Raw genomic sequence first — 24,222 nt, 5'->3', positions numbered from 1 at the left:
GGTGTTTTGCGGTCTCTCGCGGCGGAGACCCTGAATGCATGTCTTCGGGGGGAGGCGACGTCCGCAACGTCGCGCTCACGGCACGCCGGGAGAACTTCCCGGTGGCGTCGCGGCTGCTGCCGCGTGAGCACCGTCGCCACCTCCTCGCGGTGTACGGCTTCGCCCGGTTCGTCGACGACATCGGCGACGAGGCCGCGCCCGCGGAACGGCCCCACCTGCTCGACACCGTCGAGGCCGACCTGGACCGCCTCTACACCGGGCGCGTTCCGCGCCTGCCGGTCACCCGCGTGCTCGCCCCGACCGTCGGGGCCTGCTCCGTGCCGGCTGAGCCGTTCCATCGACTGGTCAAGGCCAACCGGCACGACCAGACGGTGACCCGATACGGCACCTTCGCCGACCTGCTGGCCTACTGCGACCTGTCCGCCAATCCCGTCGGGCACATCGTCCTGCACATATTCGGCGCGGCGTCTCCCATGCGGCTGGCCTTGTCGGACCGGGTCTGCTCGGCGCTCCAGATCCTCGAACACTGCCAGGACGTCGGCGAGGACTACGCCCGCGGCCGTGTCTACCTCCCCGGTGAGGACCTCCGTCACTTCGGTTGCGCTGAGCGCGACCTGGCGGGCGGAGCCGCGGGCCGCACTGCGGGCACGGGTGTCTTGGCGGCCGCGCCAATGGGCGGCGCTCCGGATGGCTTGGCCGGCGGGTCGGCGGGGGGCGCTGCGGGTGGCTTGGCGGCTGGGCTGGCAGGCGGCGCTGAGAGTGTCTTGGGGGGCGGGGCGATGGGCGGTTCCACGCCTGCCCGCGTGCGCCGGGTCGTCGCGGTTCAGGTCACGCGCGCCCGGCGGCTGCTCCACGAGGGCGGGCCGCTCGTGGCGTCGCTGACCGGGTTTCCCCGCATCGCCGTGGCGGGTTACGTCGCGGGGGGCCTCGCCACCGTCGCCGCGCTGGAACGCGAGGGCTACGACGTCCTCGGACGGGCGGTGCGGCCCCGCCGTACAGGACTGCTGAGCGCGTGGCTGCGCGTGCTCGCGAGACAGAGGTGAACCTGTGACCGCGTCCGATGCCTACCGGCACTGCGAACAGGTCGTCCGACTGCGGGCGCGGAACTTCTCCTACGGGATCCGGCTGCTCCCGGGGCCCAAACGGCGTGCGCTGAGCGCGGTCTACGCGTTCGCCCGGCGGATCGACGACATCGGCGACAGTGACGGCCCGGCGGACGAGCGGCTGTCCTCGCTGAAGAAGGCGCGGGCGGCGCTCCGCGACCTCCCGCCCGATTCGGGCGACCCGGTGCTGGTCGCGCTGCACGACGCGGCCTGCCGTTACCCGATCCCGCTCGCGGCGTTCGAGGACCTGATCGACGGCTGTGAGGCGGACGTGAACGGGGCCGCCTACGAGCGATTCGACGACCTGCTGACCTACTGCCGCCGCGTCGCCGGATCGATCGGGCGGCTCTCCCTGGGCGTCTTCGGAACCCGGGACCCGAGCACCCGGGACACAGGCGCGCGGGACACGAACACTGGGAACACGACCACCTGGGACAACAGCACCCCGAACACGAGGACCGCGAACACGAGGACCGCGAACACGAGGACCCCGAACACGAGCACCCCGAACACAGGGACCGGCCGTCGCGGGGACGCCGACATTCGGGACGCCGTTATCCAGGACCCCGTTGTCCAGGACACCGCCGTCAGGATCATCCGCTCCGTGGGCGATGGCTCCAATGTCATACGAGTCAACGGCACCCGGATCAACGGCGCCTCCACCCGCCGCGCCGGGACGGACGGCCCGGCAGAGGGACAGAGCGAGGCCGCGCGGCTGGCGGACGCCCTCGGGGTGGCGCTCCAGCTCACCAACATCCTCCGGGACCTGTACGAGGATCGCCTCGCCGGCCGGACCTACCTGCCCGCCGAGGACCTCGAACGGTTCGGATGCACTCTCGACCTGGACTCCTCGGGCCGGTTCGCCGACCCACCGGAGCGGCTGGCCCAGCTGATCCGGTTCGAGGCCGACCGGGCGCTCGGCTGGTACACGACCGGCACGCGCCTGCTGCCCCTGCTCGACCGGCGCAGCGCCGCCTGCGCCGGGGTGATGGCCGGCATCTACCAGCGCCTTCTCGCCCGGATCGCCGCGGACCCGGCCGACGTGCTGACCGCGCGCCTGTCGGTCCCCTCGTGGCAGAAGGCCATGATCGCCGCGCGGGCCGTCGCGGGAGCCGGCCGATGAGCGCCCCGGCGGCACCGGTCGCGATCGTCGGCGGCGGCCTCGCGGGCATCGCCGCCGCGTTGGCGCTGGGGGAGGCCGGGTGCCCCGTTACGGTCTACGAGGCTCGTCCCCGGCTCGGTGGCGCGGCCCACTCCTTCCGGCGGGACGGGCTCGCGGTCGACAACGGCCAGCACGTCTTCCTCCGCTGCTGCACGGCCTATCGGGGGCTGCTCGACCGCCTGGACGGCTCCCGGCGGGTGCGTCTCCAGGACCGGTTCGACGTGCCCGTCCTCACGCCCGACGGGCGGACCGGCCGTCTGCGCCGCGCCGCGTTGCCGGGGCCGCTCCACCTCCTTCCGGCGCTCGCGACGTACTCCCTGCTCCGCCCGGCGGACCGGGCTCGGGCGGTGCGCGGTTCCCTCGCGCTGCGCAGGCTCGACCCCGCGGACCCGGCCCTCGACCAGATCGATCTGGGCAGCTGGCTCGCCGCCCACGGCCAGCGTGCCGCCGCCAGGCAGGCACTCTGGGAGCTGTTCGCGGTGGCGGCCCTCAACGTGGGAGCCGACGAGGCGGCCCTCGGACCGGCGGCGATGGTCTTTCAGACGGCCCTGCTGGGCCGGGCGGACGCCGCCGACATCGGCGTTCCGTTCGTGCCGCTGGGCGAGCTCCACAGCACGGCGGCGGAGGCAGCCATCGTCAAGAGCGGCGGCAGGGTGCGGCTGTCGGCGAGGGTCGAGGCGGTCGAGCCGGGGCCCGCGATCGTCGTGAAGGGCACCAGGATCGAGGCGTCCGCCGTCATCATGGCGACGCCCCACGAGCAGGCCGCGAAACTCGTCCCCGAGCAGGCCGCCCCCGACCGGGCACGATGGAGCGGCCTCGACGCCAGCCCGATCGTCAACGTGCACGTCGTCTACGACCGGCCGGTCACCCGCCTGCCGTTCGCCGCCGTCGTCGGCTCACCGGTGCAGTGGGTCTTCGACAAGACGGCTGCCGGCGGCCTGGACGAGGGACAGTACCTCACCGTGTCGGTGTCCGCCGCGCACCAGTGGATCGACACGTCGGTCTCGCGGGTGCGGGCCGAGTTCGTCCCCGCACTGGAGCGGCTCTTCCCCGAGGCGAGCCGGGCGCGCGTCACCGACTTCTTCGTCACGAGGGAGCGGCGGGCGACGTTCCGCCAGGCGCCCGGCAGCGGCGCCCTCCGCCCGGCGGCGGCGACTCGCTGGCCGGGGCTGTGCCTGGCCGGCGCGTGGACCGACACCGGCTGGCCGGACACGATGGAGGGGGCCGTCCGCAGCGGGCTCCACGCGGCCCGGCTGGTCAGGCGCCACCTGGGCCTCGGACACGTCAACGGGTCGCCGTCATGACCACGCTCCGCGCCGCCCCGCCCGCCTCCGGCGTACGGCTCGCCCTGGACGCGGCCCGCGACCACCTGCTGGGCCTCCAGTCGCCCGAAGGGTGGTGGAAGGGCGAGCTGCAGACGAACGTGACCATGGACGCCGAGGACCTGCTGCTCCGCGAGTTCCTCGGCATCCGCACGCCTGAGGACACCGCCGAGGCGGCCCGCTGGATCCGCTCGGAGCAGCGGGACGACGGGACCTGGGCCAACTTCCACGGCGGGCCGGGCGACCTCTCCACCACGGTCGAGGCGTACGCCGCGCTGCGGCTTGCCGGTGACCTCCCCTCCGCCCCGCACATGCGCGCCGCGGCCGATTTCGTACGGCAGGCAGGCGGCATCGAGGGCGCTCGCGTGTTCACCCGCATCTGGCTGGCGATGTTCGGGCAGTGGCCCTGGGAGAGGTTGCCGGTCCTCCCGCCCGAGCTGATCTTCCTGCCGTCGTGGTTCCCGCTGAACGTCTACGACTGGGCCTGCTGGGCCAGGCAGACGATCGTGCCGCTCACCATCGTGAGCGCGCGGCGGCCGGTCCGCCCGCTGCCGTTCGGCCTCGCCGAGCTGCGCACCGGACGTGCCTCGCAGACCCGCCGACGGCCGGGCCGGGACGCGGCGCCGAGCGGGAACGCCGTGCCGGGCTGGGACACGGTCTTCGCCGCTCTCGACCGCGCGCTGCACGGATACGAGCGACGGCCGATCAGGAGCCTGCGGCGCGCCGCCATGAGACGGGCCGCCGAGTGGATCGTGGCCAGGCAGGAGCTCGACGGCTGCTGGGGCGGCATCCAGCCCCCGTGGGTGTACTCCCTCATCGCCCTCAACCTGTGCGGCTACGACATCGCCCATCCCGTGATGCGGCGGGGCGTCGAGGGGCTCGACCGGTTCACCATCCGGGACGAGAGGGGCCGCAGGCTGGAGGCCTGCCAGTCACCGGTGTGGGACACCGCCCTCGCGATGAACGCCCTGCTCGACGGGGGCCTCCCCGGCGGCCACGCCGCCCTGGCCAAGGCCGCCGCGTGGCTGGCATGCCAGGAGATCAGGGGCCCGGGCGACTGGACCGTGCGGCGGCCGTCGCTGCCGCCGGGCGGCTGGGCGTTCGAGTTCGACAACGACTGGTACCCGGACGTCGACGACACCGCGGAGACGATCCTCGCCCTGCGACGGGTGGACCATCCGGGCGTGCGGCCGGTCATCGGCCGCGCACTGCGCTGGATGACGGGAATGGCCTCCAAAGACGGCGGCTTCGCGGCCTTCGACGCCGACAACACTCGTGAACTGTGCACCCGCCTGCCGTTCTGCGACTTCGGCGCCGTCATCGACCCGCCGTCCGCCGATGTGACGGCCCATGTCGTCGAGGCGCTGGCCGCCGAGGGACACGCCGGTTCCGGCGTCGTACGGCGGGCCGTCGTCTGGCTGCTCAAGGCACAGGAACCGGGTGGATCGTGGTTCGGCCGCTGGGGCGCGAACCACGTGTACGGCACCGGAGCTGTGCTCCCCGCCCTCATCGCGGCGGGCGTGCGCCCGGACGCCACGTGCGTACGGCGCGCCGTCACCTGGCTGGAGGCCCACCAGAACGGCGACGGCGGCTGGGGAGAGGACATGCGCTCCTATGACGATCCCGCCTGGATCGGGCGCGGCGAGTCCACGCCGTCCCAGACCGCGTGGGCGCTCATGGCGCTGCTCGCGGCGGGGGAGCGGACCCCGGCGGTCGAGAGGGGCGTCGACTGGCTCATCCGCCGCCAGCGTCCTGACGGCACCTGGGACGAGCCTCACTTCACCGGGACCGGATTCCCCGGCGACTTCTACATCAACTACCACCTCTACCGGCTCGTCTTCCCGATCAGCGCCCTCGGCCGCTACCTCGGCCTCCACGACGGAGGGGGAGAGGCCGGAGCCCCGGAGGGGCCGCCATGACGCCCGCGCCGGCACCTGCGCTGTCACCTGCGCCGCCGTACGGGACGACGCCTGCACAGCTTCCCGCGCTGCCGTACGGGGCGACGCCTGCGCTGTCACCTGCGCCGCCGTACGGGACGACGCCTGCACAGCTTCCCGCGCTGCCGTGCGGGGCGACGCCTGCGCCGGCACCTGCGCCGCCGTACGGGGCGACGCCCGGGCCTGACCGGGCCCTGACCCACCAGACCGCTGCGGCCTCCGCGAACGGCGGGGTTGCCGAGAGGGGCCTGGTCATCTGCGCCGCGCTGCGGATCGAGGCGCTCGCCGTCCGCGCCGGCCTTCCGGGCCCATCCGATGTGCGGGTCGTCCGCACCGGGTTCGGGCCGTCCCGGGCAGTCCGCGCGGCCGGGCGGCTGCCCGGCTTCGGCGCGCTGGCCGTGACCGGCTTCGGAGGCGCCGCCGACGACGGTCTCCGCCCGGGAGACGTCCTGGTGGCGAGCGAGATCCGCTTCGGCGGCGCAGCGGTGCCCTGCCCGTCGGCCGGGCTCCTGGCCCGAGACCTGGCGAATGCGGGGCTGGCGGTCCAGATGGGGCCGCTGGCCACCTGCGATCACATCGTGACGGGCGGGGAACGCGGCCGTCTCGCCGGGCGGGGAGCGCGAGCGGTCGACATGGAGAGCGGCCCCCTCGCGCTCGCGGCGGGCGGCCTGCCGTTCGCCGTCGTGCGTGTGATCGTCGATACCCCGGCCTTTCCCCTGCTCAGTGCGGCCACCCTGCGGCGAGGTCCGGCCGCCTGCCGTGCCCTCCGCCGGGTGAGCTGGGTCCTGGCACGCCACTTCGCGTTACCGAAGGAGGTCGGGTCCTGATGCCGATGCCGATCCGGCAGAGCCTGCGCGTCAGCGGGTACATCCTCCGCCAGAGACTCCGCCGTCGCGCGAAGTTCCCGCTGCTGGTGGAGCTGGAGCCGCTGTTCGCCTGCAACCTGAAGTGCGCGGGATGCGGCAAGATCCAGCACCCCGCCGACGTGCTGAAACAGCGGATGTCCGTCGAGCGGGCCGTCGCCGCGGTGGAGGAGTGCGGGGCGCCCATGGTGTCGATCGCGGGCGGCGAACCGCTCATGCATCCCCAGATCGGCGAGATGGTCCGGGAACTGGTCGCGCGGAAGAGATACGTCTTCCTGTGCACCAACGCGCTGCTCATCCCCAGGAGGATCGACCAGTTCACGCCCTCGCCGTACTTCGCCTGGACCGTCCACATCGACGGGTTACGCGAGCGTCACGACGCCTCGGTGTGCAAGGAGGGCGTGTTCGACGAGGCCGTCGCGGCGGTGCGGGAGTGCCGGCGCCGCGGCTTCCGGATCACCACGAACACCACGTTCTTCAACACCGACAGCGCGCGGACCGTGGTCGAGGTGCTCGACTACCTCAACGACGACCTGCGCGTGGACGAGATGATGATCTCCCCCGGATACGCCTATGACAAGGCGCCGGACCAGGACTGCTTCCTCGGGGTGCGGGAGACCCGGGAGCTGTTCCGCGAGGCCTTCGCCGGGGGCAACCGCAGGCGATGGCGGTTCAACCACTCGCCGCTGTTCCTCGACTTCCTGGAAGGGAAGGTCGACTTCCCGTGCACCGCGTGGGCCATCCCGTCGTATTCGGTCTTCGGCTGGCAGCGGCCCTGCTACCTGATGGCGGACGGCTACGCCGCGACCTACCGGGAGCTGATCGAGACCACGGATTGGAGCTCCTACGGCAGGGGCCGTGACCCCCGGTGCGCCAACTGCATGGCGCATTGCGGGTACGAGCCCACCGCCGTCTTCGCCACTCTCGGGTCGCTCAGGGAGTCGCTCCGCGCGATGCGCGGCCGCTGAGCGCGGCGAGGACCCTGAAGGGGGCGGGCGCGACGCCTCTCAGACGGGCGGGCAGTCGCAGCCAGCCCGGCACGAACGCCTCCGCGCGATCGCGCTCCACCGTCCGGGTGATCACTCTGGCCACACGCTCGGGCGGGATCGGAGCGGGCCAACGGAGGGCGTACGGAGCGCCGCGCCGGGCGAAGAACGGCGTGTCCACGACGCCGGGCAGCACGACGGACACCCCTATGCCGGGCACGGGCCCGGCGACCTCCTGGCGGAGGCTTTCGGCGAAGACGACGAGCCCCGCCTTGGTGGCCGAGTACACCGCCTCACCGGGCACGCCCACGGCGCCCGCGATCGAGGCGACGAAGACCACATGGCCTCGTCCGCGCTCCATCATGGCGGGCAGGAGCAGCTTGGCGAGCGTGATGGGCGCGGTCAGGTTCACGGCGATCAGGCGTCCGACGGCGTCGTCCGGCATCGCGGTGAGCGGCCCGGCCCAGCCCTCTCCGGCGTTGCTCACGAGGACGTCCACGGACCCGGCGCGCTCGGCGAGCCCGGCGGCGTCAGTGGTGACGTCGGCGGGGACGGCCCGGCCGCCGGTCTCGCCGGCGACGGCCCGGAGCCTCCGCTCGTCGCGACCCGACAGCACCAGTTGGGCACGTCTCGCCGCCATGGCGCGGGCGGTCGCGGCCCCGATGCCGGACGAGGCCCCGGTGATCAGCACCCGCGCGCCCGAGAGCCTCACGTCATCGTCCTCTCTCGTCTCGTACGACGCACGTTATCGAGCCGCGGGCAAAGGCCGGCCCAACGGCGACGCCGTTCAGGAACCCGGCGAGCGTGCATCCGTGCATGATCACGGATCGGGTCTTCGCCGGTCGGCGTCATGCCTGGGGAACCTCTGCATGATCACGGGCCAGGGAGGCGCAGGTGATGGGCACGGCCGGGATCCTGTGCATGATCACGGCCAAGGGGGTTGGGGGGGCGCTCAGCCGCCGCCGGTCTCCTCGGCGCGGGACGACACGTAGCTGCCCCGGTGGGCGATGGTGTAGACGAGCCCCTCGTCGCGGAGCACCTGCACCGCGCGGCGTACGGCCTGGCGCGGCAGGCCGTACCGCTCCTGGAGGTCGGACTCCGACGGGATGGGCTGGTCGGGCTCGATCTGGCCGCGCAGTATCCGCTCGCGAAGGATGCTCGCGAGCTGCTGATGCACGGGGACGGGCGACCCGTGGTCGATGGTCGCGGTCACGACCCGTAGATGTCCGCCCTCGGGTCCCTTCTCCCCTCCGGCGGGCAAAGATCGGGTAACGCCCGGCGACCGGTGGCAGCCGGTGCCGGCCGGTCGGGGAGTCGTCAGGCCTTGAGCCGGGCCGTGAGCTCGTCCGTGCGTGCCGTGCTGCCCCAGAACCACTCCACGTGGGCCTCCCGGCGCCGGTCCCGAAGCCAGGAGTCGAAGAGGCGCTGCTCGACGACCTTCCTGGTGATCTCGTCCAATGCCGCGGGCTCCACGGCCAGCACACAGGTCACGGCGGAGCCTCCGTCGTCCAGCCTGTGCGGCCCGAGGACCGCCCCCGCCCGTGCCTCCCCGGCCTGCTCGCCGTGGAGGGTGACGAGGTCCTCCCTGTGGTTGCCCTCCATCCGGCAGGTCGCCAGGCCGCCCAGCATGGCCTCCGCGGCCAGGGCGATCGCGTCCTCGCCGTCGCGGAGGCGGGCGGCCGCGTTCCCGGCCTCGGCGGCGTCGGCGTAGCGGAGCCGTACGACCCGGAGGCGGTCGAAGGCGTCACGGTGCTCGGCGAAGTAGCTCTCGGCCCGGCCGGCCGTCACACGGCCCCGCAGCGACGCCACCGCCGCCTCGGCGGCCACGAGCTCCTCCAGCCGGGCGTGGCCGAGCCCCCGCTCGGCCATCCACGCCTGGGTCGCCCGTGTGGTTAGCAGGCCGCGGGCCCGGCGGAAGGCGTCCATCGCGCGCTGCAGTTCCTCGTCGGTCAGAGAGCCGGTCAGAGATCCGGTCGGATCGACCCGCGCGGCGGCGACGGCCTCCTCCACCAGGCAGGCGTTGACCAGGCGGACCGCCAGCCCGGCGTCCCACAGCGCGTCCAGCAGGGAGACGGCCCGTTCGATGAGCACGTCCGCGCCGTTGACCCGGAGGACGAGCTGCTCCCCCGACCGCTGACTGCCGCGCAGCGGCCAGGGGATCGCGCGGTCCGGGGCGAAGGCCAGCGAGACGGTGCCACCGGGGGAGGGGAAGAGCAGGTCGTAGTGGTAGTCGCCGGTGGCGGCCTCGCGCTGCCACACCAGCCGCATGCCGACCCCGGGATGAGCCGCGCGCAGCCCGTCGAGCCGCTTACGCGCCTCGTCCGGCGTGGTTCCGTCCAGCTCGCGCAGCCAGCTCAGCGCGTCGCCGAGGACGCCGTCCGTCGCGGCGCCGGCGGCCGCTTCCGTCACGCTCGTCATGATCAGGGTCCTTCCAGGAGGAGGTCGCAGATCGCCTGGCTGATCGGCAGGCCGGTCAGCTCCTCGATCCACAGCCACTGGCCGTTGGGGTTGACCTCAAGGAAGACGTACTCGCCTTCTGGAGTGAGGATCAGGTCGAAGGCGCCGTACAGCAGGCCGAGGCGGTCCGCCATGGCGAGGCACCGCCGGGTGACGTCGCAGGGAAGCGGGTGCACCCGGTGCGGTGTGACGTCCGTGTTGTACCGCCGCCAGTCCAGGCGCGACCGGTTGGACGCCTGCGAGTGGATCTCGGCGGCGAAGACCCGCCGGCCGACGACGGTGACGCGCAGCTCCACCCGCTTGGGGACGTACTCCTGCACGATGACCGGGCAGAACCGCAGGGCGTCCGCGTAGGCCACATCGCGGGGCGAGACCGGCTCGCAGAACCGGGAGATCGTGTCCCCGCCCTGGAGGTTCTCGACCCACGGCGCGCCGAACGGCTTGGTGACGATCCGGCCGTCGTGGCGGTCGTGGAAGTCCCACAGCGCCTCGGCCCGCGTCGCGATCAGCGTCTCCGGGATCGTGAAGCCGAGCTCGGCCGCCAGGAGCAGCTGCGACGACTTGCGCCCGGCCCGCCGGAACACGGACTCCGCCGCGGGCACCTTGCGGCACGGCAGATGTTCCCACAGGTCCGAGATCAGGGCCTGGCTCTCCCGCGCGGCGTGCTCCGCGACCGCGGGGTCGGTCAGCTCCGGGTGCGCGGCGGGGGGAAGCGGACGGCGCCACCAGAGGGCGGTCAGCGAGCCGAGGTCGACCACGTCGGTCTCGGTGCGGAGCACGCGGCGGACGGGCTCCCCACGGGTGTACGCCAGCTCGACGTGCGCCTTCGCCGGATAGTGCCGATGGTCGAACACCGTGACGCGGGCGCCGCGCGCGGTGAGCAGATCGCCGACCCGCTCGGCGTGCGAGTCTCCGTCGCCGGTCAGGACGAGAACGTGCGGTGCGGACACGGGTTTCCCCCTGTGCGGCCTGTGTGCGGCCTGTGTGGGTGAGCTGTCCCCTCACCCTGCGAGGCCCCGCTTGGATCTCGCTTGCAACCGGTTGGAGAACGCCCTCCGTCCCGCCAAGCGCCGCCAAGCGCCGCCCGCGCCGCGCCGTACCGCCCCGCATGCCTCGCGCGGTACCGCCCCACGCCACTCGGCGGCGCGGGGCGCGCCCACCAGCTTTCCCAGCGACTGGGCGGGGGTGGTCATGGCGGCTCACCTCCGACCCTGGGCTCCCCAGGTGGCGAGGTCAGGTAGGGCCGGCTCGGTTGCGGCACGCAGGCGCCGGTGCCGTAGCCCGGGGTGTCCAGCCTGGACGCCGTGGTGGCTCCGATGGCGCGCAAAGGGCATGTGCGCGGTAAAGCGTCCCCATCCCAATGGAGCCGTGCACCCGAATGACGAAACGGGGACGCAGGAACGGCGTCCCCGCGTGATGCGGCCGGTTTCGTCAGTCGGCGCAGCAGACACCCGGCGGGTCGATGTAGGTCCCCATGCTGACCTCGACCCGCTGGCCGCCGTGAATGCCGAGCAGCGCGCTCTCGTCGAGTTCGGTGCCCACGGCGGACAGATCGCCGAGTTCGGTTCTCGTAATGCTCATTTCCATCCCCTTTTCGCAGGAAGGCCGGTCGCCGTCATCGTTCAGCGATCGTCTTGCGAACGGCTTGGACATGGCTGGACCTTCACCTCCGCGCCGCGTCGCCGGCCGCGCTAGGTTCGGGTCATGAAAACCCTGGTTTTCGACGGCGACTGCGGGTTCTGTACGACATGTGTGAGCTTCGCCGAGCGCCGGATGCGGACCGGTGCGCGGATCACCCCATGGCAGTTCGCCGACCTGGCCGCGCTGGGCACGACGGCCGAGCGGGCCCGGTACGAGCTCCTCTGGGTCGAGAGCGACGATGGGGCTACCAGGGTGTACGGCGGGGCGCAGGCGGTCGCCAAGCTGCTCATCGACGCCGGGCCGCCGTGGAGCCCCCTGGGCTGGATCCTGCGGACGCCCCCGTTCCGGTGGCTAGCCCACGGCCTCTACCGTCTCGTCGCCGACAACCGCGAGCGGCTGCCCGGCGGAACCCCCGCCTGCGGAATCAGGCGTCCGGCGGCGTAGCCGTTCCAGCGGCAGGAAGGCCGCCAGGCAGATCACGTGCGGCAGGAAGTGGATCGTGATCACGGCCCAGGTCGTCAGGTGGAACCCTCCCGATCAGCACCGGCCGGTAGGCGGCGGCAGTGTGCGTGTGAACGAGTGCCGCACCCGCGCTCGGCCGGCGACGACCGATGTGGTTGGGTCGGTGCTGTGATCGCCGACGTGCTGGGGCTGGCAGGGGTGGGCGTGCTGGCCGGGGTGGTCAGCACGGTCGTCAGCCTGGCGTCGGTCATCTCGTATCCGGCGCTGCTGGCCTTCGGGCTGCCGCCGCTGAGCGCGAACGTCACCAACACCGTCGCGCTGCTGTTCACCGGCATGGGCGCGGCGGCCGGGTCGAGGCCCGAGCTGGCCGGACAGGGCAGGCTGCTGCTCCGGGTGGGCTGGGTCACCGCGCTGGGCGGCGCGGCGGGCGCGGCGCTGCTGCTCGTGACGCCGTCACGGACCTTCGAGCTGATCGCGCCCTGGCTCATCGGCGCGGCCTCACTGCTCCTGCTTCGCCCGCCGCGGACCGGCCACGTGAGCCTCGGAGGCCGGGACGGCTGGACGTTGCGGGCGGCGTTGTTCGGCGTCGCCGTCTATGTCGGATATTTCGGTGCGGCGGGTGGCATCATCATGTTCGCGGTGCTTGCCTCGGCGCTCGACCAGCACCCCGCCAGGGTCAACGCCGTCAAGAACGTCGTCTCCGCGCTCGCGAACGGCGTCGCCGCCGTGGGGTTCGCGCTCTTCGGGCCGGTGCAGTGGTCGGCCGCGGCGCCGCTTGCGGCGGGGTTCCTCGTGGGCGGCTGGCTGGGCCCGGCGCTCGCCCGCCGGCTTCCCGGGCAGACGCTCCGGATCGCCGCCGCCGTCTGCGGCCTTGCCGTCGCGGTCAAGCTCGGATTCGACGCCTACCGGGGCGCGGCCTGACCGGTCAGGGGGCGGGCGCCGCGGCCTCGGCGTGGCGGGCCCGGAGGCGCTCCCGAATCTCCTCGGGGGTGTACGCCCGGCGCCTGCGCTCCGCGCGGGCGATCACCACGCCGGTCGCGGCGACCCCCGCGAAGGCCGCCAGACCGAGAATCTTCCACCACCGCCGCATGTGCTTAGGCTACTGGTGTGCCTGGCATACGGATAAGTCTCGACAAAGCCATCGACCTCACCCGGACCGGCGACGTGTGGGTGTTCCGGGGGCGCACGGTGCCCGACCGGGCCATCCAGGTCACCACGAACAGCCCCGTCAACCACGTGGGCATGGCCGTCGTCATCGAGGACCTGCCCCCGCTGATGTGGCACGCCGAGCTCGGCCGTTCGCTGCCCGACCTGTGGTCCGGCACGCACCAGCGCGGCGTCCAACTCCACGACCTGCGCGACGCGGTCCGCGTCTGGTCCGCCAAGTACGGCCAGCGGGCCTGGCTGCGCCAGCTCGAACCTCCCGCCGGCCGGAGCATGGAGGACGCCGTCCTGCGCACGATCGCCCGCCTGGACGGAACGCCGTTCCCGTCGACGGCCCGGCTCGCCGGCCGCTGGCTGCGAGGGCGGCTGCCCAACCTCAAGGAGTTCCTCAACCTCAGACGGAGCGACACCGCTCTGGAGACGGCCTACTGCGCGGAGGTCGTCGCCGTCACCTATGAGGCCATGGGACTGCTGCCGGGAGGACGCCGCCCGAACTGGTACGACCCGGGCAGGTTCTGGAGCGGGGACAACCTCTCCCTGACCGGCGGGGCGAGGCTCGGTGGAGAGATCGCCGTGGACGTCCCGGGGGACATTGCGGGGAGCATCCCGCCGGTCACACCCTAGGGAAGATTTCACGACGACCGTCAACCTGGCACGGCGGCGGCGCGTCAGACTAGGCACCGTTCGTACAGACGTGGAGGGCAGAGCCCCATGCCTACTCCTGAGATCCGCCGCGAAGGTCTCGCCGATCTCAATGAACGCGAATGTCAGGCGCGCCGGGCGCTCGACGCCATACGACGTCAAGGCCCGGAGGCGGTGCAGGAGGAGACGCTCCGCATGAAGGCCGAACTGGTCCGGCTGTACGGCTGGGAGGGGTACCAGCGCGTCATGGCCAAGATGGAGAGCGACCTGGCCAGGCTGCGCGACCCGCGCTGATAGCCGCCCGCTGGACGCATAAGCGTCCTAATGCACGCAATCAAGACAGCGCCGATTGACATCTAAACCTTCTATTCCTACTGTGCGAGTAGGTTTTGAAGGAAAGGGCGCATAACTGTGCACCAGAGAACTCTCGCCGGTCTGATCGTTCCCGTAGTGGCTCTGCTCGCGCTGACCGCCTGCGGGGGCACCCCCGCCGCGCGGAAGGATCCGGGCGGCGCCCCCACCAGGGGCGGGAAGCTGACCTTCGCGGTCAACACCGAGCCCACCTGCCTCGACCCCCACCAGAGCGCCCAGGACGTGACGGGCCTGTTCACCCGGCCGGCCCTCGACTCGCTGGTCTCCCTGGACACCGAGGGCAAGGTCCACCCATGGCTCGCGACCTCCTGGACGGTCTCGCCCGACCAGAAGAGCTACACCTTCACGCTGCGCCAGGGCGTGAAGTTCAGCGATGGCACTCCGTTCGACGCGGCGGCGGTGAAGGCCAACCTCGACCACATCGTCAGCCCGGCCACCAAGTCGCAGCTCGCCGCCGGGTTCATCACGCCCTACACCGGCACCGACGTCGTCGACCAGTACACGGCCAAGGTCAACTTCTCGAAGCCGCACTCGCCGTTCCTGGCCGCGCTCGCCACGGCGTACTTCGGCATCGAGTCGCCCCAGTCGCTCAAGCAGCCGCAGGACGCGCTGTGCCAGAAGGTCGTCGGCTCGGGGCCGTTCGTCATCGACGCCTGGACGCCGAAGCAGGGCATCACCTTCCACCGCAACCCGGGCTACAACTGGGCGCCGGAGAACGCCAAGCACCAGGGCGAGGCCCACCTCGACAACCTCGAGATGAAGGTCATCGCGGAGAACGCCGTCAGGCTGGGCGCGCTGACCAGCGGCCAGGTCGACGCCATCGCCAGCGTCCCGCCGATCAGCGTGAACCAGGCCAAGGCCGACCCGAAGCTGACGATCGAGACGCGCCAGGCCCCCGGCGGCAACTACAACTACTACCCGAACACCTCCTCGGGCGTGTTCACGGACAAGCGCGTACGGCAGGCGTTCCGCGACGGGATCGACTTCGCCACCATCGTGAACAAGCTGTACTTCGGGACCTACCAGCCCGCCTCCAGCCCGGTGTCGCCGTCCACCGCCGGTTACGACAAGGGCACCGAGACGCAGTGGAAGTACGACCCGGCCGAGGCCGCGCGGCTTCTCGACGAGGCCGGGTGGACCGCCCGTGACTCGGAGGGCTACCGCACCAAGGACGGCAAGCGGCTGACCGTGCGGTGGCCGTTCTTCAAGGCCGTCGTCCGGGAGAACCGCGACACGCTGACCGAGCAGGTGCAGGCCGAGGCGAAGAAGCTCGGGATCGACGTCGCCGTCACGAACCCGGCCAGCATCGGCGAGTTCGTGACCACGTACATCAAGGGCGACTACGACCTCGTCGACTTCAGCTGGCAGCGGGCCGACGGCGACGCCCTGCGGAACCTGTTCGCCATCGACAGCATCGCCTCGGCCACCGTGTTCGGCCAGAACGCCGCCCGCTACTCCGACAAGGAGGTCGACGGCTGGCTGAACGACGCGCTGGCCACCACCGACCTCGCCAAGCGCGCCGAGTTCTACGCCAAGGTTCAGCACAAGGTGACCGAGGAGGCCGTGGTCTTCCCCGTCTACATCTTCAACTACGTGCTCGGGGCCTCGAAGAAGGTGCACGACATCGGCTGGGAGCCGCAGGCGTACCCCACCTTCTACGACGCGTCGGTCATCCAGGGATGACAGCACGCACATCGGTGGCCGGCCGGATCGCCGTCCGGCTGGCCACCTCGCTCCTCGTCCTCTGGGGCGCGGTGACGGTCGCGTTCGTGGCGCTGCACCTCACCCCGGGCGACGTCGTGGACGTGCTGATCGGCAACTCCACCGTCACCCCGGAGGTGCGGGCTGCGATCATCTCGGACTACGGGCTCGACCAGCCGCTCCTGGTCCAGTACGTCACCTACCTGGGCCGGGTCCTCCGCGGCGACCTGGGCCGGTCCTACCAGCTGCATCAGCCGGTCGCCGAGGCGATCGGCTCCCAGATCGGGGCGTCGATCCAGCTAACGCTGTCGGCGTTCGCGATGGCGGTGGTCGTGGCGGTCACGGTGTCCGTGCTGACCGCGAAGCGGTCGCGCTGGATCCGGGGGCTGTTCTCCGGGATCGAGCTCGTGGGCGTCTCGATCCCGACCTTCTGGGGCGGCATCCTGCTCCTCACGTTCTTCTCCTTCACGCTGGGGCTGTTCCCCGTCACCGGCGGGCTCGTGCTGCCGGCCGTAGCCCTCGCCATTCCCGTAAGCGCCATCCTGACCCAGGTGCTCAGGGAAGGGCTGGAGCTGACGCTGGACGAGCCGTTCATCCTGACGGCCCGCTCCCGCGGCATGGCCGACCTCGCCGTGCGCGTACGGCACGCCCTGCGGCACGCGCTGCTGCCGACCGTGACACTCGCGGGCTGGTTCGTCGGCGTGCTGTTCGGCGGGGCGGTCATCGTCGAGGAGATCTTCTCCCGCGAGGGCATCGGACGGCTGACGCTGACGGCGGTCACCTCCAAGGACCTGCCCGTGGTGATGGGCGTGGTGCTCGTCTCCGCGACCCTTTACGTGGTCGTAAACATCATGATCGACCTGTTCTACCTCGCCATCGACCCCCGGCTGCGAGGCGCCCGATGACTCTCCCCGCCCTGACCACCTCGCGGACGCCGCGCCGGATCCCGCGCGCCGGAGTGTGGGCCGCGACGCTCTTCATCGCCGTGGTCGCCGTCCTGGCGGTGGCGCCCGGCCTCGTCACCCACGGATCCCCGAACGACGCCGACGCCCTCGCCGCGCTCCAGCCTCCGGGGGGCGTCCACCTGCTCGGCACCGACGCCAACGGGCGCGACGTCTTCACCCGGGTGGTGTTCGGTGCGCGGCCGTCCCTGCTCGCCGGGCTGGGCGCCACCGCGCTCGCGGTCGCAGTGGGCAGCGTGCTGGGCCTGCTCGCCGCACTCGGCGGGCGGCTGCTCGACGAGGTGACCATGCGGTTCGTCGACGTTCTGCTCTCGCTGCCCGGCCTGCTGCTCGCGCTTCTCGTCATCACCGTCGTCGGGCGGGGCACGTTCAACGCCATCCTCGCGATCGCGGCGTACACGTTGCCGAGCTACGCCCGCCTCGTCCGCGCGCAGACACTGCTCATCCGGCGTTCCGGGTACGTGGAGGCGGCCACCTCGCTCGGGCTGACTCCGGGGCGGATCGTTCTGCGGCACATCCTGCCGAACGCCTTCGCGCCGCTGCTCGTGGTGGCCACGATCGAGGTCGGCACGGCGCTCGTCGCGGCGGCGTCGCTGAGCTTCCTCGGCCTTGGGCCCCAGCCGCCCGCGCCCGAATGGGGGGCGATGCTCTCCCAAGGCCGCGAATACTTCTCCGTCGCCTGGTGGATGGCCGTGTTCCCCGGCCTGGCGATCACGCTCACGGTGCTCTCGGTGACGGTCGCCGGCCGGCACCTGCAGCGCCGAGTCGAAGGGAGGCTCACGTGACCGGCCCGCTTCTTGAAGGCATCCTCCCTGGGGATGGCCCCGCTACAGAAGGTCCGATCGTCGAGGTCGCCGACCTGCACGTATCGTTCGACGACGTTCAGGCCGTCCGCGGCGTCTCGTTCGCCGTCCACCCGGGGGAGTGCGTCGCCATCGTCGGCGAGTCGGGCTCGGGCAAGAGCGTCACCGCCCGGACCCTCATCGGGCTCACCGGGGACGGCGCCGCCGTACGGGCCGGGTCGCTCACCGTGGCGGGGCAGGACGCCAGGCGGTACGGCGAGCGGCAGTGGCGCGCGGTCCGCGGGACCCAGGTCGGCTACGTCCTGCAGGACGCGCTGGTCTCCCTCGACCCCCTGCGGCCCGTCGGACGCGAGATCGGCGAGACCCTGCGCCTCCACCGGGCCGCGCCGCGCGGCACGGTCACCGAGCGGGTGGTGGAGCTGCTCCGCGAGGTGGGCGTCCCCGAGCCGGAGCTGCGCGCCGGGCAGTATCCGCACCAGCTCTCCGGCGGCCTGCGCCAGCGCGCGCTGATCGCCTCCGCGATCGCCTGCCACCCGCGTCTCCTGATCGCCGACGAGCCCACCACGGCCCTCGACGTCACCGTGCAGGCGCAGATCCTCCGCCTGCTCGCCGCCCGCAAGCGGTCCGGTACGGCGCTGCTGCTGATCAGCCATGACCTGGCCGTCGTCGCCGAGCTGGCCGACCGGGTCCTGGTGATGAAGGAGGGCGTGGTCGTCGAGGAGGGGCCGCCCTCCGAGGTGCTGCGCGCCCCCGCCCACCCGTACACGAGGGCGCTGCTCGCCGCCATCCCGATGGAGCACGCGAAGGGCACCAGGCTCTCTGTGACCGGGGACGTCAAGGCCGTCAGCCCGCCGCCGGAGCCGGGCGAGGTGGTGATCCGGGCCCGCGAGCTGGCGAAGGCGTTCGACGGCCGCCCGGCGGTCGGGGGCGTCTCGTTCGAGCTGCGGGCCGGGGAGACCCTCGGGATCGTCGGAGAGTCGGGGTCGGGCAAGACGACCACCGCCCGGCTTGTCCTCGGCCTCCTGACGCCCGACGCCGGCGAGGTCGAGATCGACGGGCGGCCCTGGGCCGGGCTGGCCGCCGGCGAGCGGAGGGAACTGCGCCGCCACATCCAGGTGATCTACCAGGATCCGCTGAGCTCGTTCGACCCCCGGTTCTCGGTGTGGCGCGTCCTCGACGAGGCGCTCGCCGTCGGCGGCGAGCCGCGCTCCAGCCGTCGCGACCGCGCGGTGGAGCTGCTGGAACAGGTCGGCCTCGACGCGACGATCCTGGAGCGCCGCCCGCTCCGCCTGTCGGGAGGCCAGCGCCAGCGGGTGGCGATCGCCCGCGCGCTGGCCCCGCGTCCGCGTGTCATCGTCTGCGACGAGCCCGTCTCGGCCCTCGACGTGTCGATCCAGGCCCAGGTGCTCGACCTGCTCGCCGACCTCCAGGCCTCGCTCGGCGTGGCCTACCTCTTCATCTCCCACCACCTGGGCGTCATCCACCACGTGAGCGACCGGGTCCTCGTCATGAAGGACGGCCTGGTGGTGGAGTCGGGCGACGTCCGCCGGGTCTTCACCGAGCCACGGACCGCCTACACGAAGGAGCTCCTGGCCGCCGTGCCGCGGCTGGAGCACGCATACCCGAAGGAGCCGTCCCGATGAGCAGGCCGCGCAAGCAGGTCCACCTCGCCGCGCACTTCCCCGGAGTCAACAACACCACCGTGTGGGCGGACCCCCGCTCCAAGAGCCAGATCGACTTCTCCTCCTTCCGGCACCTCGCCGAGACGGCCGAGCGGGGGAGGTTCGACTTCTTCTTCCTCGCCGAGGGGCTGCGCCTGCGCGAGCTGAAGGGCCGCATCCACGACCTCGACGTTGTCGGGCGGCCGGAGGCCCTGACCGTCCTCGCGGCGCTGGCCGCCGTCACCGACCGGCTCGGGCTCGCCGGCACGGTCAACGCCACCTTCAACGAGCCTTACGAGCTGGCCAGGCGGCTCGCCACGCTCGACCACCTCAGCGCCGGCCGCGCCGCCTGGAACGTCGTGACCACCTCCGACGCCTTCACCGGAGAGAACTTCCGGCGCGGCGGCTTCCTCGACCGCGCCGACCGCTACACCCGCGCCGAGGAGTTCGTACGGCTCGCCCGCGAGCTGTGGGACTCCTGGGACGCCGACGCCCTCCCCCCAGGCGGCGAACCGGACGGCGGCGACCTGTTCGTGAGGCCCGAGGGGATCAGGCCCGTGCGCTTCGAGGGCCGCCACTTCAGCACGTCCGGCGTCTTCAACGTGCCGAGGAGCCCGCAGGGCCGTCCCGTCATCATCCAGGCGGGCGACAGCGACGAGGGCCGGGAGTTCGCCGCGAAGACGGCCGACGTCATCTTCAGCCGCCACGGCACGCTCGACTCCGGCAAGGCGTTCTACGCCGACGTCAAGGGCAGGCTCGCCCGGTACGGGCGGGAGCCGTACCAGCTGAAGATCATGCCGGCGGCCACGTTCGCGCTCGGCGACACGGAGGAGGATGCGGCGGAGAACGCCACCCACATCCGGCGGCAGCAGGTGAGCCCGCAGACGGCCATCGCCTTCCTGGAGCAGGTGTGGGGCCGGGACATGTCGGCCTACGACCCCGAGGGGCCACTGCCCGACGTCGACCCCGACCTGTCCGAGGGGGTGTGGGGCGGGCGCGTGCCGCTCGGCGACCGGGTGGAGCTCGCGGCCAAGTGGCGGGCGCTGGCGGAGGAGAAGAAGCTCTCGATCCGCGAGCTCGTCATCGAGGTGACGGGCCGTCAGTCGTTCATCGGGACACCCGAGACGGTAGCCGCGCGGATCGACGAGTTCGTCCAGGCCGACGCGGCCGACGGGTTCATCCTCGTGCCGCACCTGACCCCCGGAGGGCTGGACGACTTCGTCGACCGCGTCGTCCCGCTGCTGCAGGAGCGCGGCGTGTTCCGCACCGAGTACGCCGGGACCACGCTCCGCGACCACCTCGGTCTCTAGCCTCGGTTCTCTGAGAAAGGGCATCGCATGCCGGAAAGTTCATCGACGGAGCACGCGCAGGAAAAGGCTCCGGACAAAGCGCCGGAGAAGGAACTGCACATCGCCGTCGCCCTCGACGGGGCCGGATGGCATCCAGCCGCCTGGCGCGACCTCCCCGACGCCCGCACGGAGCTGTTCAAGGCCCGCTACTGGGCCGGCCTCGTGGCCGAGGCGGAGCGCGGCCTGCTCGACTTCGTCACGTTCGAGGACGCGTTCCGGCTCCAGTCCACGCTCCTCGACGGGCTGGACGGGCGCGGCGACCAGGTCAGGGGACGATTCGACGCCGTGCTGCTGGCCGCGAGGCTCGCCCCGCTGACGTCGCGGATCGGGCTCGTGCCGACCGCCGTAACGACGCACACCGAGCCGTTCCACGTGGCCATCGGCATCGCGAGCCTCGACCACGTCAGCGGCGGCCGGGCCGGGTGGCGGCCGCAGGTCTCGGCCCGCAGCACGGACGCCGCCAACATCGGGCGCAGGGACCTCCCGGAGCTGACCCTCGAGGACGTGGCGGACCTGGCCAACCTGCCTCAGCGCGTCGAGGACCTCTTCGACGAGGCCGCCGACGCCGTGGAGGTGGCCCGCCGCCTCTGGGACAGCTGGGAGGACGACGCCGAGATCCGCGACGTGGCGACCGGCCGGTTCATCGACCGCGACAAGCTGCACTACATCGACTTCACCGGGCCGACGTTCAGCGTGAAGGGCCCGTCGATCACGCCGCGGTCGCCACAGGGGCAGCCCGTGGTCGCGGCCCTCGCCCACGACGTCGTGCCGTACCGGCTCGCCGCGCGGGCCGCCGACGTGGTCTTCGTGACGCCGCATGGCACCGAGCACGTGCGGTCGATCATCACCGCGGTGCGGGAGGCCGAGGCGTACGTGGGCAGGGAGGGCCGCCCGCTGCAGGTCTTCGCCGACCTGGTCGTCTTCCTCGACGACGAGCCCGGCGCCGCCGCGGCGCGCAAGACGCGGCTCGACGAACTGGACGGCGCGGAGCTCTTCTCGGACGCGCTGGTGTTCACCGGCACGCCCGAGGAGCTCGCCGACCTGCTCCTGGAGTGGAGGGCGGCCGGGATCGAGGGCTACCGGTTGCGCCCGGGCGCCCTGCCGTACGACCTCGAGGGCATCACGCGGGGGCTGGCGCCCGCCCTCCGGAGCCGGGGAGCGTTCCGGAGCGCCTACGAGGCGAACACCCTGAGGGGTCTCCTCGGCCTTCCACGGCCCGCCAGCCGCTACGCCACGCCCGAGGTGGTCGCATCATGAAATTTCTGCTCATAACGCTGATCGTCCACAACGAGCGCGTCTCGACGACCGACCGGTTCCGGGAGGTGATCGACAACGCCGTCCTCGCCGAGGAGCTCGGCTTCGACGGCTTCGGCGTGGGGGAGCGGCACGAGCGACCCTTCATCTCGTCCTCGCCCCCGGTGGTGCTGAGCCACGTCGCCGCGCTGACGAAGCGGATCCGCCTGTTCACCGCCGTGACGACGCTCAGCCTGCTCGACCCGGTCCGGGCCTTCGAGGACTACTCCACGCTCGACCACCTCTCCGGCGGCCGGCTCGAATTGATCATCGGGAAGGGGAACGGCGCCGCCCAGGCCCAGCTCTTCCACGTGACCGCCGAGGACCAGTGGGACCGCAACCGAGAGGGATACGAGCTGTTCCGCAGGCTGTGGCGGGAGGACAAGGTCACCTGGGAGGGCAGGTTCCGGCCGCCGCTGGAGAACGCCGAGACCTGGCCCCGGCCCCTCCAGCAGCCGATCCGCGTCTGGCACGGCAGTGCCACGAGCACGGACTCGGTGGACCTGGCCGCCCGGTGGGGAGACCCGCTCTTCTCGGCGAACGTGACCAACCCGATCGAGCCGTACGCCGAGCTGATCGATTACTACCGCGAGCGGTGGAAGTTCTACGGGCACGACCCCGCGGACGCCCTCGTGGGGGCGGGCACCGCTGGCTACTACGCCGCGAAGACGTCGCAGGAGGCGATCGAGACCTACCGGCCCGTCTACGACGCCAGGATCGCCCGGTTCAAGAAGACGGGGGTCACCCCGGTGTTCCCGACGCTGGAGGACGCCATCGAGCGCGGCTCGATCCTGGTCGGCAGCCCCCAGCAGATCATCGACAAGGTGCTCCGGTACCACGACCGGTTCGGCCACGAGGTCATGCATCTGAGCGCCGACGCCGACGGGCTCACCGACAGCCAGCACCGGACGGCCCTGGAGCTGTTCCAGAGCGACATCGCCCCCGTGCTCCGCCGGGAGATCCCCAGCAGGCCGTTCCCCACTGGAAGGCAGATATGACCACTTCCCTCTCCACGCCCCCTTCAACGCCCCTCTCGATCCTCGACCTCGCTCCGATCTCGTCCGGCGGCACCGCGGCGGACGCGCTGCGCAACACCATCGACCTCGCCCAGAAGGCCGAGGAGTACGGCTACCACCGCTACTGGCTGGCCGAGCACCACTTCACCCCCGGCGTGGCGAGCTCGGCCCCCGCGGTGCTCATCGCCCTGGTCGCGGCGGCGACGAGCCGGATCCGGGTCGGCTCCGGCGCCGTCCAGCTCGGGCACCAGACGGCGCTCGCCGTGGTCGAGCAGTTCGGCACGATCGAGGCCCTGCACCCGGGCCGCATCGACCTCGGCCTCGGCCGGTCCGGGCAGCGGCGGGCCGAGGTCCTCCGCGAACCGCCCAAGGAGCGGCAGCCGAAGCCCCGCAGGGTCGTGGACGGGCTGCTCATCCCCGAGGAGTTCTCCTTCGCGGCGCTGGCCCGATCTCCGATCCTCGCGCTGTACGGCTCGCTGCTCCAGCAGCCGGGCGCCCAGTCTCCGGATTTCGCCGACCAGGTGGACGACATCATCGCCTTCATCAACGGCGCCTACCGGTCGGAGGACGGGATCCAGGCGCACGTGGTGCCCGGAGAGGGCGCGAATCTGGAGCTGTGGATCCTGGGCAGCAGCGGCGGCCAGAGCGCCCAGGTCGCGGGGGAGCGCGGGCTGCCGTTCGCGGCCAACTACCACGTCAGCCCGGCCAACGTGCTCGAAGCCGTCGAGGCCTACCGGGCCGCGTTCAAACCGTCCGAGACGCTGGCCGCGCCGCACGTGCTCGTCTCGGCCGACGTCGTCGTGGCCGAGGACGACGCGACCGCCCGCGAGCTGGCCTCGCCGTACGCGCTGTGGGTGCGCAGCATCCGCACGGGCGCGGGGGCGATTCCGTTCCCCACCCCGGAGGAGGCCGCCGCGCACCAGTGGACCGAGGAGGACCGGGCGCTCGTCGCCGACCGGATCGACACCCAGTTCGCCGGGTCGCCCGAGACGGTCGTGGAGAAGCTCCGCGTGCTGCGCGACGTCACCGGCGCCGACGAACTGCTCGTCACCACGATCACCCACGACCACGCCGACCGCGTCCGGTCGCACCGCCTGCTCGCGGAGGCATGGGCCGGTCAGTAGCCTCCCCCCGGCCACCCCCTCCCGGCCGTGATCATGCATGGGTTCCCGGAGGGGCGCCCGGACCTGCGTCAACCCCGGTCGTGATCATGCACGGGTTCGCGCAGGCAGGTCAGGGATCCGCCAGGGGCGGACGTGGGCCGGGCGGCGGCTCGCCGATAGCATTCGACGGACCGTCACCGGCCTGCTCGTGATCTAGGAGAGA

General features: G+C 72.3%; 24 protein-coding genes. 18 read left to right on the top strand and 6 right to left on the bottom strand.

Features of this window, described 5'->3' with window-relative positions:
• Positions 1-38: 38 nt before the first annotated feature.
• Genes N5079_RS29090 through hpnH form a run of 6 tightly spaced genes read left to right on the top strand, consistent with a single transcriptional unit; the run spans position 39 to position 7,355 of the window.
• Positions 39-1,043: a squalene/phytoene synthase family protein gene (locus N5079_RS29090; protein ID WP_261587342.1), complete on the top strand. Its 1,005-nt coding sequence runs from the start codon at positions 39-41 to the stop codon at positions 1,041-1,043.
• 4 nt (positions 1,044-1,047) lie between these two features.
• Positions 1,048-2,226 (top strand): phytoene/squalene synthase family protein, encoded by a 1,179-nt coding sequence (locus N5079_RS29085; RefSeq protein ID WP_261587341.1) that lies wholly within the window; start codon positions 1,048-1,050, stop codon positions 2,224-2,226.
• Positions 2,223-3,569 (top strand): hydroxysqualene dehydroxylase HpnE, encoded by a 1,347-nt coding sequence (hpnE, locus tag N5079_RS29080; protein WP_261587340.1) that lies wholly within the window; start codon positions 2,223-2,225, stop codon positions 3,567-3,569. The genes N5079_RS29085 and hpnE overlap by 4 nt, the downstream gene beginning before the upstream one ends.
• On the top strand, positions 3,566-5,506 hold the full coding sequence (gene shc / locus N5079_RS29075; protein ID WP_261587339.1) for a squalene--hopene cyclase: 1,941 nt from the start codon (positions 3,566-3,568) through the stop codon (positions 5,504-5,506). The genes hpnE and shc overlap by 4 nt, the downstream gene beginning before the upstream one ends.
• Positions 5,503-6,351, top strand: coding sequence for a hypothetical protein (locus tag N5079_RS29070; protein WP_261587338.1), 849 nt, complete (start codon positions 5,503-5,505; stop codon positions 6,349-6,351). The genes shc and N5079_RS29070 overlap by 4 nt, the downstream gene beginning before the upstream one ends.
• Positions 6,351-7,355 (top strand): adenosyl-hopene transferase HpnH, encoded by a 1,005-nt coding sequence (gene hpnH, locus N5079_RS29065; protein WP_261587337.1) that lies wholly within the window; start codon positions 6,351-6,353, stop codon positions 7,353-7,355. Before N5079_RS29070 ends, hpnH begins: the two co-directional genes overlap by 1 nt.
• Here the strand turns inward: hpnH and N5079_RS29060 are convergent.
• The 5 genes from N5079_RS29060 to N5079_RS29040 form a co-directional block, all read right to left on the bottom strand.
• A complete protein-coding gene (locus tag N5079_RS29060) occupies positions 7,321-8,085 on the bottom strand; it encodes an SDR family NAD(P)-dependent oxidoreductase (RefSeq protein WP_261587336.1) in 765 nt (254 codons plus the stop codon). The genes hpnH and N5079_RS29060 overlap by 35 nt on opposite strands.
• A gap of 240 nt (positions 8,086-8,325) precedes the next feature.
• Positions 8,326-8,586 (bottom strand): winged helix-turn-helix domain-containing protein, encoded by a 261-nt coding sequence (locus tag N5079_RS29055; RefSeq protein WP_261587335.1) that lies wholly within the window; start codon positions 8,584-8,586, stop codon positions 8,326-8,328.
• Positions 8,587-8,690: 104 nt separating this feature from the next.
• A complete protein-coding gene (locus N5079_RS29050; RefSeq protein WP_261587334.1) occupies positions 8,691-9,791 on the bottom strand; it encodes a TIGR04500 family putative peptide maturation system protein in 1,101 nt (366 codons plus the stop codon).
• A 2-nt stretch (positions 9,792-9,793) separates the two neighbouring features.
• Positions 9,794-10,780, bottom strand: coding sequence for an MvdC/MvdD family ATP grasp protein (locus tag N5079_RS29045; protein ID WP_261587333.1), 987 nt, complete (start codon positions 10,778-10,780; stop codon positions 9,794-9,796).
• Between the two features lie 481 nt (positions 10,781-11,261).
• The gene (locus tag N5079_RS29040; RefSeq protein ID WP_261587332.1) at positions 11,262-11,411 is read right to left on the bottom strand and encodes a hypothetical protein; all 150 of its coding nucleotides are present in this window, start codon (positions 11,409-11,411) and stop codon (positions 11,262-11,264) included.
• A gap of 123 nt (positions 11,412-11,534) precedes the next feature.
• Between N5079_RS29040 and N5079_RS29035 the strand changes: the two genes are divergently transcribed.
• Positions 11,535-11,915 carry a thiol-disulfide oxidoreductase DCC family protein gene (locus tag N5079_RS29035; protein WP_261587331.1) on the top strand — a complete coding sequence of 127 codons (381 nt, stop codon included), beginning with the start codon at positions 11,535-11,537 and terminating at the stop codon, positions 11,913-11,915.
• Between the two features lie 186 nt (positions 11,916-12,101).
• Positions 12,102-12,854 (top strand): sulfite exporter TauE/SafE family protein, encoded by a 753-nt coding sequence (locus N5079_RS29030; protein ID WP_261587330.1) that lies wholly within the window; start codon positions 12,102-12,104, stop codon positions 12,852-12,854.
• A 4-nt stretch (positions 12,855-12,858) separates the two neighbouring features.
• Here N5079_RS29030 and N5079_RS29025 read toward each other — a convergent pair whose 3' ends face one another.
• Positions 12,859-13,023: a hypothetical protein gene (locus tag N5079_RS29025; RefSeq protein WP_261587354.1), complete on the bottom strand. Its 165-nt coding sequence runs from the start codon at positions 13,021-13,023 to the stop codon at positions 12,859-12,861.
• Between the two features lie 26 nt (positions 13,024-13,049).
• On the opposite strand from N5079_RS29025, the gene N5079_RS29020 reads away from it, so the two are divergent.
• From N5079_RS29020 to N5079_RS28975, 10 genes are all read left to right on the top strand, one after another.
• On the top strand, positions 13,050-13,721 hold the full coding sequence (locus N5079_RS29020) for a hypothetical protein (RefSeq protein ID WP_261587353.1): 672 nt from the start codon (positions 13,050-13,052) through the stop codon (positions 13,719-13,721).
• An 87-nt stretch (positions 13,722-13,808) separates the two neighbouring features.
• The gene (locus N5079_RS29015; RefSeq protein ID WP_261587329.1) at positions 13,809-14,033 is read left to right on the top strand and encodes a hypothetical protein; all 225 of its coding nucleotides are present in this window, start codon (positions 13,809-13,811) and stop codon (positions 14,031-14,033) included.
• Positions 14,034-14,150: 117 nt separating this feature from the next.
• A complete protein-coding gene (locus N5079_RS29010; protein ID WP_261587328.1) occupies positions 14,151-15,794 on the top strand; it encodes an ABC transporter substrate-binding protein in 1,644 nt (547 codons plus the stop codon).
• A complete protein-coding gene (locus N5079_RS29005) occupies positions 15,791-16,717 on the top strand; it encodes an ABC transporter permease (RefSeq protein ID WP_261587327.1) in 927 nt (308 codons plus the stop codon). Before N5079_RS29010 ends, N5079_RS29005 begins: the two co-directional genes overlap by 4 nt.
• Positions 16,714-17,559 carry an ABC transporter permease gene (locus N5079_RS29000; protein WP_261587326.1) on the top strand — a complete coding sequence of 282 codons (846 nt, stop codon included), beginning with the start codon at positions 16,714-16,716 and terminating at the stop codon, positions 17,557-17,559. The genes N5079_RS29005 and N5079_RS29000 overlap by 4 nt, the downstream gene beginning before the upstream one ends.
• A complete protein-coding gene (locus N5079_RS28995) occupies positions 17,556-19,220 on the top strand; it encodes a dipeptide ABC transporter ATP-binding protein (protein WP_261587325.1) in 1,665 nt (554 codons plus the stop codon). The genes N5079_RS29000 and N5079_RS28995 overlap by 4 nt, the downstream gene beginning before the upstream one ends.
• Positions 19,217-20,548 carry an NtaA/DmoA family FMN-dependent monooxygenase gene (locus N5079_RS28990; RefSeq protein ID WP_261587324.1) on the top strand — a complete coding sequence of 444 codons (1,332 nt, stop codon included), beginning with the start codon at positions 19,217-19,219 and terminating at the stop codon, positions 20,546-20,548. Before N5079_RS28995 ends, N5079_RS28990 begins: the two co-directional genes overlap by 4 nt.
• 27 nt (positions 20,549-20,575) lie before the next feature.
• The gene (locus tag N5079_RS28985; RefSeq protein WP_261587323.1) at positions 20,576-21,844 is read left to right on the top strand and encodes an LLM class flavin-dependent oxidoreductase; all 1,269 of its coding nucleotides are present in this window, start codon (positions 20,576-20,578) and stop codon (positions 21,842-21,844) included.
• Positions 21,841-22,878 (top strand): LLM class flavin-dependent oxidoreductase, encoded by a 1,038-nt coding sequence (locus tag N5079_RS28980; protein ID WP_261587322.1) that lies wholly within the window; start codon positions 21,841-21,843, stop codon positions 22,876-22,878. The genes N5079_RS28985 and N5079_RS28980 overlap by 4 nt, the downstream gene beginning before the upstream one ends.
• Positions 22,875-24,020 (top strand): LLM class flavin-dependent oxidoreductase, encoded by a 1,146-nt coding sequence (locus tag N5079_RS28975; RefSeq protein WP_261587321.1) that lies wholly within the window; start codon positions 22,875-22,877, stop codon positions 24,018-24,020. The genes N5079_RS28980 and N5079_RS28975 overlap by 4 nt, the downstream gene beginning before the upstream one ends.
• Positions 24,021-24,222 lie beyond the last annotated feature (202 nt).

The sequence above is a fragment of the Planotetraspora sp. A-T 1434 genome, from assembly GCF_025420585.1.
Lineage (GTDB): Bacteria > Actinomycetota > Actinomycetes > Streptosporangiales > Streptosporangiaceae > JAOEGB01.
The sequence above is the reverse complement of the archived record's forward strand: the minus strand, read 5'-3'. Positions and strand labels throughout refer to the sequence as shown.

Coding starts and splice junctions, on each gene's coding strand:
- N5079_RS29090 (WP_261587342.1), top strand. CDS start 39: ATGTCTTCGGGGGGAGGCGACGTCCGCAACGTCGCGCTCACGGCACGC.
- hpnE (WP_261587340.1), top strand. CDS start 2,223: ATGAGCGCCCCGGCGGCACCGGTCGCGATCGTCGGCGGCGGCCTCGCG.
- shc (WP_261587339.1), top strand. CDS start 3,566: ATGACCACGCTCCGCGCCGCCCCGCCCGCCTCCGGCGTACGGCTCGCC.
- N5079_RS29070 (WP_261587338.1), top strand. CDS start 5,503: ATGACGCCCGCGCCGGCACCTGCGCTGTCACCTGCGCCGCCGTACGGG.
- hpnH (WP_261587337.1), top strand. CDS start 6,351: ATGCCGATGCCGATCCGGCAGAGCCTGCGCGTCAGCGGGTACATCCTC.
- N5079_RS29050 (WP_261587334.1), bottom strand. CDS start 9,791: ATGACGAGCGTGACGGAAGCGGCCGCCGGCGCCGCGACGGACGGCGTC.
- N5079_RS29040 (WP_261587332.1), bottom strand. CDS start 11,411: ATGAGCATTACGAGAACCGAACTCGGCGATCTGTCCGCCGTGGGCACC.
- N5079_RS29035 (WP_261587331.1), top strand. CDS start 11,535: ATGAAAACCCTGGTTTTCGACGGCGACTGCGGGTTCTGTACGACATGT.
- N5079_RS29025 (WP_261587354.1), bottom strand. CDS start 13,023: ATGCGGCGGTGGTGGAAGATTCTCGGTCTGGCGGCCTTCGCGGGGGTC.
- N5079_RS29015 (WP_261587329.1), top strand. CDS start 13,809: ATGCCTACTCCTGAGATCCGCCGCGAAGGTCTCGCCGATCTCAATGAA.
- N5079_RS29005 (WP_261587327.1), top strand. CDS start 15,791: ATGACAGCACGCACATCGGTGGCCGGCCGGATCGCCGTCCGGCTGGCC.
- N5079_RS29000 (WP_261587326.1), top strand. CDS start 16,714: ATGACTCTCCCCGCCCTGACCACCTCGCGGACGCCGCGCCGGATCCCG.
- N5079_RS28990 (WP_261587324.1), top strand. CDS start 19,217: ATGAGCAGGCCGCGCAAGCAGGTCCACCTCGCCGCGCACTTCCCCGGA.
- N5079_RS28985 (WP_261587323.1), top strand. CDS start 20,576: ATGCCGGAAAGTTCATCGACGGAGCACGCGCAGGAAAAGGCTCCGGAC.
- N5079_RS28980 (WP_261587322.1), top strand. CDS start 21,841: ATGAAATTTCTGCTCATAACGCTGATCGTCCACAACGAGCGCGTCTCG.
- N5079_RS28975 (WP_261587321.1), top strand. CDS start 22,875: ATGACCACTTCCCTCTCCACGCCCCCTTCAACGCCCCTCTCGATCCTC.